This is a genomic window from Streptosporangium sp. NBC_01639 (assembly GCF_045209755.1).
Taxonomy (GTDB): Bacteria; Actinomycetota; Actinomycetes; order Streptosporangiales; family Streptosporangiaceae; genus Streptosporangium.
In genome coordinates this window covers 5907255-5925378 of sequence record NZ_CP109272.1, presented here as the reverse complement: position 1 = coordinate 5925378, position 18124 = coordinate 5907255, and the positions used below count along the sequence as shown (strand labels likewise).

The 18124-nt window shown below is 71.4% G+C and carries 11 protein-coding genes; 4 read left to right on the top strand and 7 right to left on the bottom strand.

The window, feature by feature from the left end; genetic code table 11:
* Positions 1-18: 18 nt before the first annotated feature.
* The 5 genes from OHA77_RS27115 to OHA77_RS27095 form a co-directional block, all read right to left on the bottom strand.
* A complete protein-coding gene (locus OHA77_RS27115; RefSeq protein ID WP_406312254.1) occupies positions 19-3822 on the bottom strand; it encodes a hypothetical protein in 3804 nt (1267 codons plus the stop codon).
* 46 nt (positions 3823-3868) lie between these two features.
* Positions 3869-4684, bottom strand: a complete 816-nt coding sequence (locus tag OHA77_RS27110) for a carbohydrate ABC transporter permease (RefSeq protein WP_326825390.1) — start codon at positions 4682-4684, stop codon at positions 3869-3871.
* Entirely contained in the window at positions 4681-5607 is a 927-nt protein-coding gene (locus OHA77_RS27105) for a sugar ABC transporter permease (protein WP_326825391.1), read from the bottom strand. Before OHA77_RS27105 ends, OHA77_RS27110 begins: the two co-directional genes overlap by 4 nt.
* 70 nt (positions 5608-5677) lie before the next feature.
* Positions 5678-6982, bottom strand: coding sequence for an extracellular solute-binding protein (locus OHA77_RS27100; RefSeq protein ID WP_406312253.1), 1305 nt, complete (start codon positions 6980-6982; stop codon positions 5678-5680).
* Positions 6979-9573, bottom strand: coding sequence for a family 78 glycoside hydrolase catalytic domain (locus OHA77_RS27095; protein ID WP_406312252.1), 2595 nt, complete (start codon positions 9571-9573; stop codon positions 6979-6981). The genes OHA77_RS27100 and OHA77_RS27095 overlap by 4 nt, the downstream gene beginning before the upstream one ends.
* 288 nt (positions 9574-9861) lie before the next feature.
* Between OHA77_RS27095 and OHA77_RS27090 the strand changes: the two genes are divergently transcribed.
* From OHA77_RS27090 to OHA77_RS27080, 3 genes are all read left to right on the top strand, one after another.
* Entirely contained in the window at positions 9862-10647 is a 786-nt protein-coding gene (locus tag OHA77_RS27090) for a DeoR/GlpR family DNA-binding transcription regulator (RefSeq protein ID WP_406312251.1), read from the top strand.
* Positions 10648-10828: 181 nt separating this feature from the next.
* On the top strand, positions 10829-12430 hold the full coding sequence (locus tag OHA77_RS27085) for an alkaline phosphatase D family protein (protein WP_406312250.1): 1602 nt from the start codon (positions 10829-10831) through the stop codon (positions 12428-12430).
* A gap of 15 nt (positions 12431-12445) precedes the next feature.
* Positions 12446-13405, top strand: a complete 960-nt coding sequence (locus OHA77_RS27080; protein ID WP_406312249.1) for a discoidin domain-containing protein — start codon at positions 12446-12448, stop codon at positions 13403-13405.
* Between the two features lie 151 nt (positions 13406-13556).
* Here OHA77_RS27080 and OHA77_RS27075 read toward each other — a convergent pair whose 3' ends face one another.
* Positions 13557-14771: a CaiB/BaiF CoA transferase family protein gene (locus OHA77_RS27075; protein ID WP_406312248.1), complete on the bottom strand. Its 1215-nt coding sequence runs from the start codon at positions 14769-14771 to the stop codon at positions 13557-13559.
* A gap of 85 nt (positions 14772-14856) precedes the next feature.
* Complete coding sequence (locus OHA77_RS27070; protein ID WP_406312247.1) at positions 14857-16056, bottom strand: acyl-CoA dehydrogenase family protein; 1200 nt, start codon at positions 16054-16056, stop codon at positions 14857-14859.
* A 328-nt stretch (positions 16057-16384) separates the two neighbouring features.
* Here OHA77_RS27070 and OHA77_RS27065 point away from each other — a divergent pair, with 328 nt between their 5' ends.
* Positions 16385-18124 carry a DUF1702 family protein gene (locus OHA77_RS27065; RefSeq protein WP_406312246.1) on the top strand — a complete coding sequence of 580 codons (1740 nt, stop codon included), beginning with the start codon at positions 16385-16387 and terminating at the stop codon, positions 18122-18124.

Sequence of the window (18124 nt, the reverse complement as noted above, 5' to 3'; positions counted from 1 at the left end):
CCGGCCTGCGCCGACCGCTCACCCCCCTGACCGGCGCTCCCGTTCTCCCGTCCGGAGGACCACGGGACCGAACAGGCCCGTGACCCGCTGGCCGGGGAAGACGAAATGGGTGGGGCTGACCGTGTCGAGGTAGGGGGCGAGGGTGCCCAGCACGAGGACCTCGACCGTGTTCTCCCCCTCGTCCAGGCACAGGTCGAAGGTGTACGGCCAGCAGACGCGCACCCCGGCCGGCCGCCCGTTCACGGTCACCTCCGCGGTGCCGCGCACCCGCCCCAGATCGAGTTCCGCCCGCCGGCGTTCCTCCGCGGGCCCCGAGGCGCCGGGCTCCGTGGATGCCACCGGCCTCGAGATGTCGGGCCCCGTGGACACCGCGGACTCGGAGGCGCCAGGCTCGGTGGGCGCCGCAGAGGCGGGGAGCCGGACGACGGTGCGGTAGCGGACACCGCCGCTGTATCCGGCCAGGCCCCGCGACTCCCAGTCGCCCAGCGTGATCCGTCCGGGTCCGCAGGCGAACCTGACCGGTCCGGCCAGGGCCGCACCGCCCTGGAAGCCGGGGCGGGTCGTGACCAGGAGCTCGGCCCGGCGGGCCGAGCCGTCGAGGACGGCGGGCAGGCCGGTCTCCACACCGTCGACGAGCACCCGGACCGGACCGTGGGCGTCGACGTCCATCAGCGTCGCCCCGGGCGGGACGTCCACCGCGAACCGCTCGACCCCCTCCGCCGCACCGGGTACCGCGAAGGTCGCGGGCAGGGCGGTGGCCCGGGAGTCGATCCAGCCGGCCCCGGGGAGGGGATGCGGGCGGGGGCGCAGGTGCAGCGCGGCCGGGTCACCGTGCTGGCGGCGCCGTACGGCGGGGCCGCTCGTCCAGCCGGGGCCGGAGACCGCCAGGCCGTCGGCCAGCACCGCCCCGTCCGACTCCACCCGGAGGGTGTTGGGCCCGGGACGCATCAGATGCGACACGTCGTAGCGGCGCACGCGCGGGATGTCGGCCTCCACGTACGGGTCGAACCCGCCCTGCCGCCCGGCCTCGGCGCCGTTCACCAGCACCAGGCAGGGGGCGGTGGAGGCGACCTGGAGGACGCCTTCCACACCGTCTCCGGCCTCCACCACCGTCTCCAGCACGGGACCGGTGATCCACTCGGGCCTGCACGCGGTCTCGGGGTCCGCGGTGAGGGACACGTGCGCCCGGAGCGTGAGGTCCTCGTCGGGGACGAGCCGGACTTCCAGCAGGTGCTCGCCGGGCGTGAGCGGGACCAGGCCGACGGCGAGGTATCCGGAGTCGTCGAGCGGCAGCTCCGTGCCGTCCACCCGGACCTCTTTCGCCGCCGCCGCCCCCACGACCAGCCACGCCTCCGGTGTGCCGGGGACCGTGACGCTCGTGCGGAACCAGACGGGCCGGCCCTCGGGGACGGGGCCGAAGTCGAGGAACTCCTCGGGGACGTGGCCCTTGGGACCGAGCGTGTCGCGGTGGATCGGATCCTTGTGCAGGCCGCGCGAGGTCGACCAGACCGCGGGCCGCCAGCCGCCGTCATCGGTCCGCAGGAGACCGTGCGGGCCGAACGTCACGTGGACGGGGTCGCCGGCCGGGGTCTCCAGCGTCCACCGCTCGACCGTCGCGGACGTGCCGAAGTCGCCCCAGGTGTCGTCCAGTGTCGGCACGAGCTCCATGTCCCACTCGTCGCCGAGGTCGATCTCCCGCCTGTACGGCGTGCGCAGCCCGGTGCCCGGCGCCGGCGTCCCGGGGGCCGTCCCCGATGCGGGGAACACCTCGGAGACCGTCCCCGGCGCGGGGAACAGGAGCAGGGCGGCGGGGCCGTCGTCGAAGGGGACGGTCACCTCGACGACGCCGTCGCCGTCGACCGTGTACGGGAGAGGGCGGGGCTCGCCGCCGAAGGGGCTCGCCAGCAGGGGCGTGCCCGTGACGTCGCGGACCCGGACCCGCATCTCCCGGCGGTAGCGGCCGGGATCGAAATCATAGGTCGCGTCCAGCCAGCCCAGTTCGACACCGCGCTCCTCCGGCCTGCCGACGCCGATCTCGCTCGCCATCGGGAAGGCGGCGGTCAGGAAGACCACGGTCGTGCCGTCCACCTCGCGCACCAGCGGCGGGACGGGGGCCTGCACCCGGGGGACGATCCCCGCCAGCGCCTCCCCGAGGTCCGCGGCCGACGCGACGAACCGGGCCGCGCCCCTTCCGGAACCCCGCTCGGGACCGCCGACCGGCCCCGCCGCGGAACGCCTTCCGGCAGGACCCCCCTCCTCGGAAGCCACCTCACCGGGGGCCGCCTCGAAGTGCCGGCGGAGCCGCGGGGAGTCCGGAAGCGCCTCGACCGCGACCAGCAGTCCGCCCGCCGCCACGAACCCGTCCAGGCGCTCGGCGGTCGCCTCGTCGATCACGGTGGCCGCCGGGAGGATGATCACCCCGTACGACTCGGTGGACACCTCCAGCCTGCCGCCGGTGACCACCGCGCGCTGGACGGACTCCTCGTCGATCACGTCCGCGTCGAGGCAGAGCCGATCGAGCGCTCCCGGCACGGTCTGGAACCAGGCCATGTCGCCCACGAGCTCCCGGTAGACCCGCTGCGCGCGCACAGCCGCGTCCCGCTCTCCGGTCCCGGGCCCCGCCGCGTCCCCCGTGCCGGAGTCGCGAGCCGTGCCGGTGGGTGCGGTGCCCGTCTGGGCGGTCGCCGTGGGGAACAGGACCGCGATGTCGCAGAGGTGGCGGCCCTGGGAGAGGACCGCGCACAGGCGGGTGACCGCGTCGGCGAAGACCCGGTGGTGCCGCCAGTACGGCTGGCGCCAGTCGGTCGACGGCGGCGCCCACTCCCACCAGCCGGCCCTCGTCGTGTAGTAGACCGCGTGCGGGTTGTAGAGGTTGGCCCCCGCCCGCAGCCAGGGCAGCAGCCAGTCGAACGTCTCCTCCAGCGTGCCGCCCCAGCCGCTGGAGTGGAACGCCTCGATCCACGTGCGCGGCCGGCCGTACAGGTGGGCGAGGGAGGAGTGCACCCGGGCGTCTCCGTGGTGGTCGGAGCCCGGCGCGCTGAACCAGCGGTGCGTGCGCGTGTAGTCGGCGTACAGCTCGACGCCCTCCACCGGATGTCCCGCGCGGGCCGGGTCCTGCTGGTCGCAGCCGTTGAGCAGGCCGTGCTCGGCGTGCCAGGCGGCCAGCGGCCGGAAGAACGCCTCCTCGGCGAGCTCGGCCCTGGTCCGCTGGTGGTCGCGCCAGGCGGAGGGACCGGCGTCCACGGAGAACGGGTAGCCGCGCCTGGCGAGGAACTCCTCGGCGAACGTCGCCGACCAGGTGGGTACCGTCGGCAGCTCGTCCTGGAACGATCCAGCGATCACGTTGCCGAACCGGTGGCCGAGCCGCCGGGCGAACTCGCCGTGCACCCGGTCGAACAGCACCTCGCACGCCGTACGGGACAGGTAGTCGAACCCGCGCGCCGACACGGAGCCGTCGGCGGCCAGCCACTGCCCGGCGAAGGCCGGGTTCTCCTGCACGAGGCGGGCCTGCAGGTCGGCGCCGGAGAAGCCCAGCTGGTCGTAGAACCACAGGCGGGCACCGAGCTGCAGGGCGTCCTCGCAGACCCCGTCCAGCAGCTCCCACCACGCCTCCGACAGGAACGGCGGGTCGTCGGCGTCGGCGCCGAACAGCGGGCCGGACGGGGCCAGGTTCAGGATGACCAGGTTGTGCACACCGCCCGCGACGAGGCGTTCCATCTGCCAGCGCAGCCGGTCCCTGCGCAGCGGCTCGCCGCTCCACCACCAGATCGCGGCGGGAGAGTGGCTGCGGGGCGGGTTCCGCAGCACGTCGAACACGTTCATTGCATACCTCCGGTGGGAGACCCCGGCCACCCGCCGGAGGTGGGCGTCAGCCCTTGAGACCGCTGGAGAAGCCCTTGATCACATATTTCTGCAGCACCAGGAAGACCGCCACGATCGGCAGCGCGCCCAGCACCAGCCCGGCGAAGACCAGGCCGTAGTCGGAGACGTACTGGCCGACGAAGGTGAACACGCTCACCGGGACCGTCTCGAAGCCGGAGCCGTTGAGGTAGAGCAGCGGCGTGAAGAAGTCGTTCCAGATGAAGACCGCGTTGAGGATCAGCACGGTGCCGGTGATCGGCCGCAGCAGCGGGAAGACGATCCTGGTGAAGGCGACCAGGTGCGAGGCGCCGTCGATCTGGGCGGCGCTCGCGTACTCGCGGGGCAGCGCCCGGATGAAGCCGGTGTAGAGGAAGACCGTGAACGGCAGCTGGATGCCCGTGTAGAACACGATCATGCCGGCATGCGTGCCGATCAGGCCCAGGTTGTCGACCAGCTCGTAGAGCGGGATCATCCCGAGCTGGAACGGCAGCACGATGCCGAGCAGGAACAGGACGTACAGCCCGTAGCCGAGCCGGGTGGCGGTCCGCGCCAGGAAATAGGCGGCGAACGAGCCGAGCCCGATCAGCGCGACCAGGCTGACCACCGTGATCACCGTGCTGTTCATCAGGGACGGGCCGAGCGCGGCCGCCGACCACGCCTCGGTGAAGTTGCCCGTGGTGGGCGGGTTCGGCAGCCCGAGCGGGGTCTGCGAGATCTGCCCGGGGTCCTTCAGCGACAGGGTGACCAGCGCGTAGACCGGGAAGAGGAACGCGACCGCCACCGCGATCATGACGATCTCCAGCAGGAAGGTCCTGGACTTCATTGAGCCACCTCCCGGGAGCGCAGGTAGTACATCTGGACGAGCGAAACCGCCGCGACGAACAGGGCGAGCACGAGTGCGACCGCCGTGCTGTAGCCGAACTTGCCGAAGACGAACGCCTGCTTGTACAGGACCGTCGACAGCGTCTCGGTGGCGTAGCCGGGACCGCCGCCGGTGGTCGCGAGCACCTGGTCGAACAGCTTCAGCCCGCCGATCGTGGAGAGCATCAGGTTGATCGTCAGAGCCGGGGCGAGCAGCGGCCAGGTGACGTAGCGGAACCGCTGGAACGTGCCCGCGCCGTCGATCATCGCGGCCTCGTGCAGCTCCACCGGAATGCCCTCCAGGCCGGCGAGGAAGATGACCATCGAGTAGCCGGCGTACTGCCACACGACCATGCCCGCGATCGACCACAGGGCGACCGACGGGTCACCCAGCCAGTCGACGTCCAGGCCGAGCAGGCCGTTCAGGCCCGCCGACGGATCGGGGTTGTAGATGTACTTCCACAGGAAGGCGACCATGACCGGGCTGACCACGACGGGCGCGAAGAAGATCACCCGGAGCAGCGCGCGGCTCTTCAGCTTGGCGTGCACGCCCAGTGCCAGCAGCAGGCCCACGCCGTTCTGCACGACCAGGATCGTCACGGTCAGCAGGAGCGTGTTCCCGATGGAGCCCATGGCCTGCTCGTCGCCGAGGATCGCCTTGAAGTTCGCCAGGCCGACGAAGGACTTGTCCTCGCCGATGCCGTTCCAGTCGGTGAAGGCGTAGAGCACTCCCACGATGCTCGGGTAGAGCACGACCGCCGCGTAGATCAGCAGCGCGGGGGCGGCGAACAGCCAGGGAGGGGAGAGCGCGGCCGCCGCGCGCCTGCCGGCCCGCGGTGTCCGCACCGCGGGCGGCGTCTCGACCGGCTGGGTCGTCAGGGTCACGGGGCCTCCCGCCCGCCCGGGACGGCAGGCAGCCTCGTCCGGCCCGGTTCTGTCATGGAGCGCGAGCCGTTCACTTGGCGTACGCCTCGTCCATCTTCTTCAATGCTTTGTCGATCGTGGTCTTCCCGGCCAGCAGGTCCTGGACGGCCGCCAAGTGGGTCGGCTGCACCTCGGCGTTGGGCCAGCGCTGGTCCATGAACGGCACCGCCCGGTCCTTGGTGAAGGGCAGGAACGACTCCAGGGCCGGGTCGATCGCGGAGTTCGCGTCCTGGGTCAGCGGGATCGCGGCGATCGCCTTGGACCAGCGGTTGATGTTCTCCTGCTTGCCGAGGAAGTCGATGAAAGCCTTGGCCTCCTCCGCGTGCTTGCCCTTGGCACTCGCGCCGAGCCCCACCACGACGCCCGCGGGGATCCACACCGAGGCGGCGTCGTCGGCGCCGGGCACCGGGAACATCGACAGGTCGTCGGGGTTCGTGGCGGCGTCCCGGAAGCCCGGCAGCACCGCCGACACCTGGATGGCCATCCCGGCCTTGCCGGACGCGACCATCGAGGTCTGCTGCTCGAAGGTGGTGCCGTTGGGCTTGTCGTTGAAGTAGCCGCGCTTCTGCAGCTCCAGGTACATCTCCATGGCGTCGCGCCAGCCGGACTGGGCGAAGCTCGCCTGCCCGGCGGCCTGCTTGTCGTCGAAGGTGGGGTCCTTGACGTAGACCGTCGAGGGCACGAGCGCGTAGGTGATGAGCTGGGTGACCCACGGGGTCTGCGCGCCCAGCGCGATCGGGATCTTGCCCGCCTTCTTCAGCTTCTCGCACACTTCGAGGAACTCGGTCCACGTGGTGGGCGGGGCGTCGATGCCCGCCTCCTGGAAGACCTTCTTGTTGTAGATGGCGCCGATGACCGTCGAGCCCGCCGAGTACATGAGGGTCTTGCCCTCGACCTGGAAGGCCGGCTTGAAGCCGGCCGGGATCGAGTTCGTCCACGCCTGGGCCGACAGGTCCGCGAGCAGCCCGGCCTCGGCGATCTGGGTCATCGACATCGCGCTGCCGCTGCCCGGATAGACGACGTGCAGGTCGGGGGCGTTGCCCGCGCCGAGCTGGGTGCGCAGCGAGGTCTGCACCTGGTCGGTGGGGGCGTACGAGGCCGTGATCGACACGCCTGCCTTGGCCTGCCGGTAGGCGGCGAGCAGCTCGTCCATCGGCGTCTTCTGGTCGGCGACGCCCACGAACTTCAGGTCGACCGCCGCGGCGCCGCCCGCGCCGGTGGCGCCACCCGACTTCGGCTGGGTGGAGCACCCTGCCGCCGCGGCCGCCACCGCCAGGCCGCCCATCATGCGGAAGAACTGGGCGCGGCTCATCTTCGCGTCGCGAAGGTCGGTCATGATTTCTCTCCTCGGACTAGCTCAAAAGTGTGTTCCCCCGAGGACACCCGGCGGGTGTCGCCTCCGGGCAGGTGCACCGTCGCGGTGGCCCCGGGCGGGACGAGCGCCCGGAGGTGGAAGCCTTCGCCGTCGTTCCGCCAGCTCACCGAGATGAGGCCGCGCGCCGACTCGTAGGAGGCGGAGGCCCGGCTCAGGTCGCCGGGGAGGGGACGGATCACCAGTTCCTCGAAGGCGATGGAGCCGGGTGCCTGGTCGATCCCGGCGACGCCGCTGTAGAGCCATTCGCCGATCGACCCGAACGCGTAGTGGTTGAAGGAGTTCATCGAGGCCGCCCCGACCCCGTCCCAGCGTTCCCAGACGGTGGTCGCGCCGTGCCGTACCTGGTAGAGCCACGACGGCGGGTCGGTACGGCGGAGCAGGGCGTGCGCGAGGTCGTCGCGGCCGTGCGCCGACAGCACCGGGCAGAGCAGGTTGACGCCGAGGAACCCGGTCAGCGGGCCTGACTCCTCGACCAGCGCGGCCAGCCGGGCGGCGGCGCCCCGGCTCTGCTCGGGGGTGAGCAGGTCGAACGCGAGCGCCAGGAGGTAGCCGGTCTGGGTGTCGCCCTCGACCAGGCCGCCGTCGCCGACGAACGCCGCGGCGAACGCCGCACGGATCCGGGCCGCCAGCTTCCCGAGGCGCTCCGCCTCGTCGTGCCGGCCGCGTACCCGGGCGGCCTCGGCGGTGAGTGCCGCGCTGCGGTGGAAGAACGCGGTGGCCAGCACCTCGCGCGGGGTGGCGGGGCCGGGGGCCAGCCAGTCGGCGAAGTGCGGGCCGGTCCGGTGCCGCCAGATCAGGTCGGGGTTGTTGCCCGCGACGAAGTCCACCCACCGGGCCATGGCGTCCACGTCGAGGAACCTGTCGTCGCCGTACACCCGGTAGAGGTGCCAGGGCACCAGCACCCCCGCGTCGGCCCAGCCCGGCGCGCCCTCGTCGGCCACCCCGCTGAGCAGCGGGGCGACGTTGGAGAACCCACCCTCGGATGACTGGGCGTCCAGCACATCCCGCATCCATTTACTGAAAAATCCGGAGACGTCGGCGTTGAAGCAGGCGGTGGGCAGGAACACCTGCGCGTCCGCGAGCCAGCCCAGCCGTTCGTCGCGCTGCGGGCAGTCGGTGGGGACGCTGACGAAGTTGCCGCGCTGGCCCCAGCCGATGTTCTCGTACAGCCGGTTGATCTCCGGGTCCGAGCACTCGAACGTGCCCACCGGCGGGGTGTCGCTGTGCAGGACGACCGCCCGGATGTCGTCGAGCCGGTCGAGTCCGCTCACCTCGGCGTAGCGGAAACCGTGGTAGGTGAAACGCGGCTCGAACACCTCCTCGGCCCCGCCCGCGGTGATCAGCACGTCGGTCGCGTCGGCGGTGCGCAGGTTGGCGGTGTGCAGGCGGTCCTCGCCGTCGAGCGTCTCGCCGTGCCGTACGGTCACCCGCCGGCCCGGCTCCTGGTCGCGTACGGTGAGCCGCACCCGGCCCGCGATGTTCTGCCCGAAGTCCACCAGGTGCACGCCCGGCCCGATGAGGGTGGACGAGACCGGCAGCAGCTCGCCGAGGGCGCGCACCGGCTCGTCGCGGGAGGCGACGAGGAGGGAGTGGTCGTCCCCGGTGACCACGGCGGGACGCCAGGAGGAGTCGTCGAAACCGGGCAGGTCCCAGCCCGCGGTCTCGGCGCGGGCGTCGTGGCACTCACCCTTGAGCAGGTCGCCGTAGCGGACCTCGCCGTGGCCGGTGCGCCAGCCGTCTCCGGTGGCGACGACCCGGGTGGAGCCGTCCTCGAAGGTCAGGTGAAGCTCCGCGATGAGCTCGGGGAAGCGGCCGTAGTGGTAGCCGGGACTCCGGGGCTCGAAGCCCACGAAGCCGCTCCACCAGCCGTCGGCGAGCGTCACGGCCAGCACGTTCTCGCCGTCGAGCAGGGCCGAGGTCACGTCGTGGACCTGGTACTGGATCCGCCTGCGGTAGTCGGTCCAGCCCGGGGCGAGCTCGGCGTCGCCGGCGCGGTGGCCGTTGACCCTGGCCTCGTACAGCCCCTTGGCGCTGATGAAGAGCCTGGCCCCGGTCACCGGGGCGGTGTTCTCGAAACTCGTGCGCAACTGGGGGCAGGGCAGCAGGCCGTGATGGCCGAGCGCCTGGTCGCCCTCCACCGGCGGGTCCATGTGGTCGACGGCCCTGGGGTCGTGCGCGATCCAGGACGCCCGCCAGACGTCCTGGCCGGTCTCGAACCACGACTCCGCACTGCCCTCGGTGCCGTCCTCCGCCCAGACCGTGACGCGCCAGACATACCTGGTGCGGGGAAGGAGCGGTGGCCCGCCGTAGACGGCGCCGATCGCGGCGGGGTCGGCGACCCGGCCGCTCGACCAGCCGCCCACTTCCAGCTCGTAGGCCACCGGGTCGTCGCCCACCCGTGCCGACGCGAGCCGCCACGACAGCAGCGGCCGGGGCTCGCCGACGCCGAGCGGCGTCTCCCGGTGCTCACAGCGCAGGCCGTACGGCGTGAGCCTGGCCGGAGCCGCCATCCGGACCGAGTCGGGGGCACGGTGGGCCGCGTTGCCGATCATGCACGCCTCCCACTACTTCTTTGTTAAATCTAACGACTTATCGTGTGATTTTGTGATTGATGGGTGGAGACTATGAGTTACCAGATCGGAGTGTCAAGGGTGGCCGGGAAGGGTGGGAGTCCACCGGAACCGGGCGCGTGCGAGCGCGCAGGGATTCCCGAGCCTCCACCGGTGACCCCGCACGGGCCGGGACGACCCCCGGCCCGGAGATCACGAGGCTCCGGCTCTTCAGTTTCCCGATCCGAGGACGCTACGATTCGCGATCAAAAACGACTTGGAGCTCCCCCGGTGAATTCGCGTCAGCACCCGGCCGGCGGCGCCGCTCGTCGTCAGGCGATGGCCGAGCGCGTCATGCGCCAGGGATCGGCCTCGGTCGCCGAGCTCGCCGAGGCCTTCGGCGTCAGTGTGATGACGGTCCACCGTGACCTGGACGAGCTCGAACGCCAGGGCATGGTCCGCAAGTTCAGGGGCGGGGCGACCGCGCAGGCGTCCAACGTCTTCGAGAGCAACATCGCCTACCGGCGCGCGGCCCACCAGGAGGAGAAGGAGGCGATCGCGCGGCACGTCGCCCGGCTCGTCGAACCCGGAATTTCGATCATGCTCGACGACTCCACGACCGCACTCGCGGTGGCCAGACGCCTCGGCGGAATCACCCCGCTGACCGTGGTCACCAACTTCCTGGAGGCCGTCAAGCTCCTCGCGGGAGCACCCGGCATCCGGCTGATGGCGCTCGGCGGGGAGTACCACCCCACGCACGACTCCTTCCTCGGCGTCTCCTGCGTGGACGCCGTCGAGGCGATGAACACCGACATGGTGGTCGTCTCCACCTCCGCGGTCTCCGACCGCTGCGCCTTCCACCAGGAGCAGGAGATCGTGGTGGTGAAGCAGGCGATGCTCCGCTCCGCCTCCCGCCGCGTGCTGGCGGTCGACCACTCCAAGCTGGACCGGGTGGCGCTGCACAGGGTGGCGCCGCTCGACGCCTTCGACCTGATCGTGGTCGACTCGCGCGCCCCCGCCGACGTCGTCCAGCGCCTGCGCGAGGGACACCGCAACGTCGAGATCGCCAAGCTCTGACAGCCCGTCTCCCGGGCGTGACCCCGGAGACGGGCGCGCGGAGGTGTCATCTTGATGACGTGCGGTGTCTGAGAAGTTCACTGTGAAATATAAAGACAGGTCTTGTTAAGAACGCATTTCTCTTGCTAAAAAGTGTGAGCTGCAGCAGATCATCCTCCCGCCAACCCCCCTTGGGAGACTCATGGACGACGATCGGCGGCTCGCTCGCGTGCTCAGCGACCCCTCACGTCGCAGCTTCTTCGGCCTCACCGGCGCCGCGATGGCGCTGGCCTTCACCACCAACCTCGCCGACCCCTGGACCGCGCGGTCCTCAGGGAAGGACGGCTACCCCTTCCAGCTCGGCGTCGCCTCCGGTGACCCGCTGCCCGACAGCGTGATCCTCTGGACCAGGCTCGCCGTACGGCCGCTCGAACCTCAGGGCGGCATGCCGTACGGGCGGATCAAGGTCGACTGGGAGATCTCCGAGGACCGGGCGTTCACCCGGCGGGCCAAACACGGCAGCGCGTGGGCCACCCCGGAGTACGGCCACTCGGTCCACGTGGACGTGCGCGGCCTCAAGCCGGGCCGCGAGTACTTCTACCGGTTCCGCACCGGCGGCGAGATCAGCCCCGTCGGCAGGACCAAGACCGCGCCGGCGGCCGGAAGCAGCCCCGAGCGCCTGCTGATGGCGTTCGCCTCGTGCGCCTCCTGGCAGGACGGGTTCTACACCGCCTACCGCCACCTGGCGAACGAGAACGCCGACGTGATCTTCCACCTGGGCGACTACATCTACGATTACGGGCTCGTCCCGAGCGGCGGGAACCGGAACACCCCGGTGCCCGACCAGTTCCGGGGGCAGTGCGACACCCTCGACCGCTACCGGATCCAGTACGGCCTCTACAAGAGCGACCCCGACCTGCAGGCCGCCCACCACTCCGCCCCGTGGATCGTCACCTGGGACGACCACGAGGTGCTCGACAACTGGGCCGGGCCCTACGGCCCCGGCGGGGAGGTCTCCCAGGAGGACTTCCTCGTCATGCGGGCGAACGCCTTCCGCGCCTATTGGGAGAACCTGCCGATCCGGCTGCCCCGGCCCGCGTTCGGCCCGGACGTGCGGATCCACCGCCGCTTCACGTTCGGCGACCTCGCCGAGTTCAACGTCCTGGACGCCCGGCAGTACCGCGACGACCAGGCGTGCGGCGACGGCCAGCAGTACGACTGCGAGGAGAGGCTCGACCCCTCCCGCACGGTGCTGGGCGCCAAGCAGGAGAAGTGGCTGCTCGACGGCCTGGGCGCCTCCCGCGCCCGGTGGAACGTCCTCGCCCAGCAGATGGTCATGTGCCAGCTCGACACCGACCCCGCGCCCGCGCAGCGGTTCAGCATGGACCTGTGGGACGGCTACCGGCCCGCCCGGGAGCGGGTGATCAACGGCATCGTCGAACGGAAGGTGAGCAACCCGGTCGTGCTCACCGGCGACATCCACAACAACCTCGCCGGAGAGCTCAAGACGAACTTCGACGACCCGTCCTCGCCGACCGTCGGCGTCGAGTTCGTCGGCACCTCAATCAGCAGCGGCGGCAACGGCAACGCCACGACCGGCCTGCCGGCCGGCGGCTCCGACCCGACGAACCCGCACATCAGGTTCTCCAGCTACCAGCGCGGCTACGTCGCCTGTGACATCACCAAGGCCCGCTGGCAGTCCGACTTCAAGGTCGTCCCCTACATCGACAAGGTCGGCGCCCCGCTGTCGACCCGTGGCAGCCTCGTGGCGCTGAACGGCGTCCCCGGCCTGCAGGCCCTCTGAAGGGAGGCACCGAACATGCGTCATCCACGTCTCACCGCCGCACTCGCCGTCGCCGCGGTGGCCGCGCTCGCCGGTCCCGCCGCCGCCGGGACGCCGGGACCGGGAACACCCGGACCCGAGCCGGCCGTACAGTCACCGGAGCCCGAGATCGGCGCTCCCGCCCGGGACCCCGGTGTCCGGGTCACCCGCGGAACCTCGAAGGGGACGGGCGAGCTGACCCCGGTCTCCGACACCGACCGGCTGATCGCGCCACTCGGGGTCGACCCCGCCTGCCCGGCCAAGCTGAAGATCGGCATGCGCAGCGACGCGAAGGAGCCCCGCTACGCGGACCTGTCCATCGAGGTCGACCAGCCGCTCACCGCCTCACGCCTCATGCTGTCGAGCTACCTGCCGCCCGGCTACGAGCTCGGCGCCAAACTGATGGTCGCCGTCCCGCCGACCACTCCCAAGGGCGAGTACGGCCTGCGGCTGAAGGCGGGCGAGAAGGAGCTGGCCGTGCCGATCTCCGTCGTCGACGTCGGCGAGCTGGACAACGGCGGCAACCTGGCGTTCCGCCGGCCGGTCACGGCGTCGTCGCAGCACACCAACGCCAACTATCCCGCGTGCAGCGTCGTCGACGGCGACCGCAGCTCCAACGGCTGGGGGGGCGGCAACGGCTGGAACGACGCCACCACCAGCGAATGGCCCGACACCATCGACGTCGCGCTCGGCGAGCCCCAGCAGATCTCCCGGGTCGACCTGTACACCATGGACACCGAGCGCTATCCGGCGTCCTCGGCGGGAGTGCGTGACTGGGACGTCCAGGTCAGGGTGGACGGTCAGTGGAGTACGGTCGCCCAGGTCCGCGGCAACACCGCCGGGATGGTCAGGTCGGACTTCACCTCCGTCACCACCGATGCCGTCCGCATCTCCGTACTCGCCTCGAACGGCGCCAACGACTACAGCCGGATCATGGAGATCGAGGCCTACCCCTGATCCCTGACCTCTGATCCCTGACCTCTGACCCTTGATCGGCACCGGGCCCGTGACCAGGCCCGGTGCCGGCCGCGGAGACCGCACCCGGTCTGCGGGTCACCACCACGGACCGATCAGCCGGGACGTCCGGCGGATCACCGCCACGGGCCGGTCAGCCGGGCCGTCCGGGAGCGTCGGCGTGCAGGGCGGCGAGCTGCTCCGGCGTGTAGCCGATCTCCGACAGCACCGAGTCGGTGTCCTCGCCCAGTTCGGGGCAGTGCCGGCGCACTCCACCGGAGCCGTCCGAGAGGCGCACCGGATTGCCGATGACCCGGTATGGGCCCTCGTGCGGGTGCCGCTGGACGTCGAGCATGTGGCCTTCGGACCAGTAGTCGTGCTCGCCCGCGTGGTCGAGGTTCATCACGGGGGCGAACGGGATGCTGTGCTCGCTGCAGAAAACCTCCCACTCGGCGGTGGTGCGCAGGGGGGTGTACCGGCCGATGGCCTCGTACAGCTCGCCCAACCGGTCCCGGAAACTCTCCGGGGTGAACCGTTCCATGACCTCCGGATGGCCGACGAAGGCGAAGAAGTCGGCCGCGTTCCCGTGGGTGTAGGGCAGGATGCAGGCCTGGCCGTCCTTGGTGGAGAAGGCCTCGTGACCGGGTTCGAGGGAACGGGGGAAGCCCACCGGGCCGGCCGGCGGCTCGAAGGCGCGACCGCCCAGATGCTCCACCAGGGTGAAGGCGAACATCGTGTCGGCCATCGGGACCTCGACCCGCTGCCCCCTGCCGGTGCGCTGCCGGCCGAGCAGCGCCGCGAGCACCGCGTAGACGATGGTCAGCCCGCACACCTTGTCCGCCAGCGTGGTGGGGACGTAGTAGGGCCTGCCGGTGACGCGGTTCATGAGGTCGACCATGCCGGAGGCGGCCTGGAGCGCCTCGTCGTAGGCGGCGTAGTCGGCGGCCTTCGAGTCCGTCCGGAAGCCCTGTGCGTTGCAGTACACCAGGCGCGGGTTGGCCTCGGCGAGGTCCTGGTAGGTCAGGCCGAGCTTGCGCAGTGCCCGCGGACGCATGTTCGTGACCAGGACGTCCGCGGTACTGATCAGGTCCAGGGCCGCCTGCCTGCCCGCCGGGGTCTTGAGGTCCAGCACCACGCTGCGCTTGTTGCGGTTGAGGTTCAGCGCGAGCGCGCCGATGCCGTCCGGGGTCCGCCGGTGCAGGCGCCGCATCACGTCTCCGGCCGGAGACTCGATCTTGATGACGTCGGCGCCCAGGTCGCCCAGGATCTGGCAGGCGTACGGGCCCATGATGACGGTGGCCAGGTCGATCACCCGGATGCCGTCCAGCGCGGGCGTCGCGCCGGACGAGGTGTCTGTCGTTGTGGTCATAGGTGTCACCCCTTGGGTCGGCTGTCACGGAGGACGTGCGGCCCGGTGGCCGGGCGCCGTGGTGCGGTGCGGTGCGGGGAGCCGCTCAGACGAAGGCGCTGAGCCCGGTGGCGGCGCGGCCGACGATGAGGGAGTTCATCTCGCGGGTGCCCTCATAGGAGTACAGCGCCTCGGCGTCGGCGAAGAACCGGGCGACGTTGTGCTCCAGCAGGATGCCGTTGCCGCCGAGGACCTCCCGTGCCCAGGCGACGGTCTCGCGCATCCGGCTGGTGCAGAACATCTTCGCCAGCGCGGCCTGGGCCTCGTTCAGCTCGCCCTGTTCGTGCAGCGCGGCCATCCGCGCCACCATCGCCTGTGAGGCGGTGATGTTCCCCAGCATCCGTGAGATCAGGTCCTGGATCAGCTGGAAGCCGCCGATGGGACGGCCGAACTGCTCACGCTCGACCGCATAGGCGCGGGCCGCCTCGTACGCGCCGATGGAGCAGCCGGTCGCGCTCCAGGCCACGCCGCCGCGCGTCACCTTCAACACCCTGGCGGTGTCCCGGAAGCCGTTGGCGTTCTGCAGCCGGTTCTCTTCGGGGACGCGGACGTGGTCGAGGATGATGTGCGCGTTCTGCACGCCGCGCAGCGAGATCTTGTCTTCGAGCTTGTCCGCGCTGAAGCCCGGAGCGCCCTTCTCCACCACGAATCCCTTGACCTGCTCGTCGGCCTCGTCCCGCGCCCAGACGACGACGAGGTCGGCGAAGGTGGCGTTGCCGATCCACTTCTTCTCACCGTCGAGGACCCAGGTGCCACCTTCGCGGTGGGCCGTGGTGGTCAGGCCGCGGGAGGCGCCGGAGCCGACCAGCGGCTCGGTCAGCGCGAAGGCGCCGATCTTCTCCCAGCGGACCATCTGCGGCAGCCAGCGTTCCTTCTGCTCCGGCGATCCGCACTCCCGGATGGAGCCCATGCCCAGGCCGCCGTGCACCCCGAAGAACGTGGCGAACGAGGGGTCGACGCGGGACATCTCCATGCCGATCAGGCCGGTCAGCAGGTAGCTGCGGGGGGCGACGCTCGGATCGTCGGCGTACGTGCCGGTGATGTTGAGTGCGCGGATCTCCTCCCTGAGCTGAAGCGGGCTCTCGGCACGGATCCACAGGTCGTTGGCGATCGGCTGGACCTCGTTGACCATGAACTCGCGGACCCGGTCGAGCGTCTTCCGCTCCTCGTCGGTCAGGAGATCCTTGATGTGGTAGAAATCGCCCTCCACGGCGGCCGGGTCGATCCTCTTCTGCCTGACGGACATGTTCGATCCCTTCCGGGTCGGGTGATGCGGTGGCCGGGCCGCACGATGACCGCCACCCGCGGACCGTGCGCAAGCGGCCCGCGAGGTTCCGGCGGTCACCGCCCGGTAGCTCGCGAGGTTCCGGCGGTCACCGCCCGGTATGCGGGCCTTCGGTCATTACTTCGCGTTACCCGGGCGCTTCCTGATCAGCCGGGGACATCCGGAACTTGGACAAACCTTGCCTCGTGCGGGGGAACGAACCAGCACAGTGCGGCCCTAGCGGTTTCTTTGCCAGGAACCCCCAACGCGGTGCTTGAAGGGCCGAATGCGGCTTACTACGTTCGGCCTTGTGAGCAATGCGGAGGGCACCCGGACAGTAGCTCAGAGCGATGGAGCCGAGCAGGGCACCGCGGAGACGTTCCCCGCCACGGACCAGGTCCCCGCGGAGAAGTTCCCTGATGCGGACCAGGTCCCTGCGGAGAGGTTCCCCGACGCGGGCCAGGGCACCGCGGAGAGGTTCCCCGATGCGGACCGGGTTCCCGTCAACGACGGGAACGGCTCGGAGGTGGGCCCCGACGCCGATGGGGTCTCCGACACGGAGATCACCGCCGAGATGGAGCGGGTCCCCTACCCGGAGGAGACCGGATCGGCGGACGTCCTCGTGGCGGGGAGGGTCTCCGGCACCCGTGGGGCCTCCAACGGGGGGAGAACCCCTGCCTCGGCGGCGGAGCCGGCCGCCTCCGCCGAGCGGACCGAGGTCCCGGACGCCCCTTCCCCCGAGCGATCCCCCGGCGCCGCCCCGGCCCCCGTTCCACCGACCGCCCCGGCCTCACCGACCGTCCAGGCCCCGGCTCCACCGACCGCCCACGCTTCACCGACCGTCCAGGCCCCGGCTCCACCAATCGCCCAAGCTTCACCGACCGTCCGGGCCCCAGCTCCGCCGGCCGCCCCGGCCCCGGCTTCCTCGGTCCCGCCGGTCACCACCGCCCCGGTCCCGGCTCCACCGGCTGTCCCGGCTCCGCCGCCCGCCCAAGCCTCACCGGCGGCCACCACCCCTGCCCCGGCCTTTTCGGTCCCGTCGGCCGCCACCGCCCCGGCCCCGTGGGTGGCTCCGGCCGTCCCGACCCCGGTGAGTCCGGCCGAACTGGAGCTGACCAGGCCCCGCGGCCTGCCCGGCCTGTTCTGGCAGGACCTCGCCCAGGTCGACTCCGGACCGCGCCGGTTCCGGCTGGGCCCGGCCCGCGAGCGGCTGGAGACCGCGAACCAGTCGTTCCTCACCGGCTTCAACGCGATGGTCGCCGGCGAGGTCGAGCGGATCGAGGACATCCACGAGGAGCTGCGCGGGGCCGCCTACGAGGGCGCGGGCATGGCCTGCGCCATACTCGACGTGCTCACGATCACCGGCGGCCGCCGGCTCAGGAGCCTGCTCAGCGGACCGGGCCTGCGCTACCCGCACATGGTCCACCTGGGCACCGGCTGGGCGTACGCCCGGCTGCGCATGCGCCCGATGTGGGGCATCCGCTCGGTCCACCCGCTGCTGCGCTGGCTGGCGTTCGACGGTTTCGGCTTCCACCAGGGCTTCTTCTCCACCGACCGGACGGTCGGACGGCAGCGTACGGCCGGGCTGATGGACCGGACCCGCCGGGCGATCTTCGATCAGGGGCTGGGCCGGATGCTCTGGTTCCACGAATGCGCGGGTGCGGACGACGTCGTCCGGCGCATCGCCGAATTCCCGCCGGGCCGCCGGGCCGACCTGTGGAGCGGTGTGGGCATGGCCGCCACGTACACGGGTGGGGCGGGCACCGCCGAGCTGGAACGGCTGATCGTGGCCGCCGCCGAGGACGGGTTCCGCGCCCACCTCGTCCAGGGCAGCGCGTTCGCCTGCGCCTGCCGGCTGATCTCCGGGATCGTGCCCGAGCACACGGCCGCCGCCACGCCCGTCCTGTGCGGGGTGGAGGTCGACGAGGCGGCGGCCTGGACCGACACCGCGCTCATCGCGCTGGGACACAACGCGCACAGCGGCGACCACTACCAGGCCTGGCGGGCGGGGATCAGAAAGGCATGGGCGCGGCGCAACCGCGACTCATGA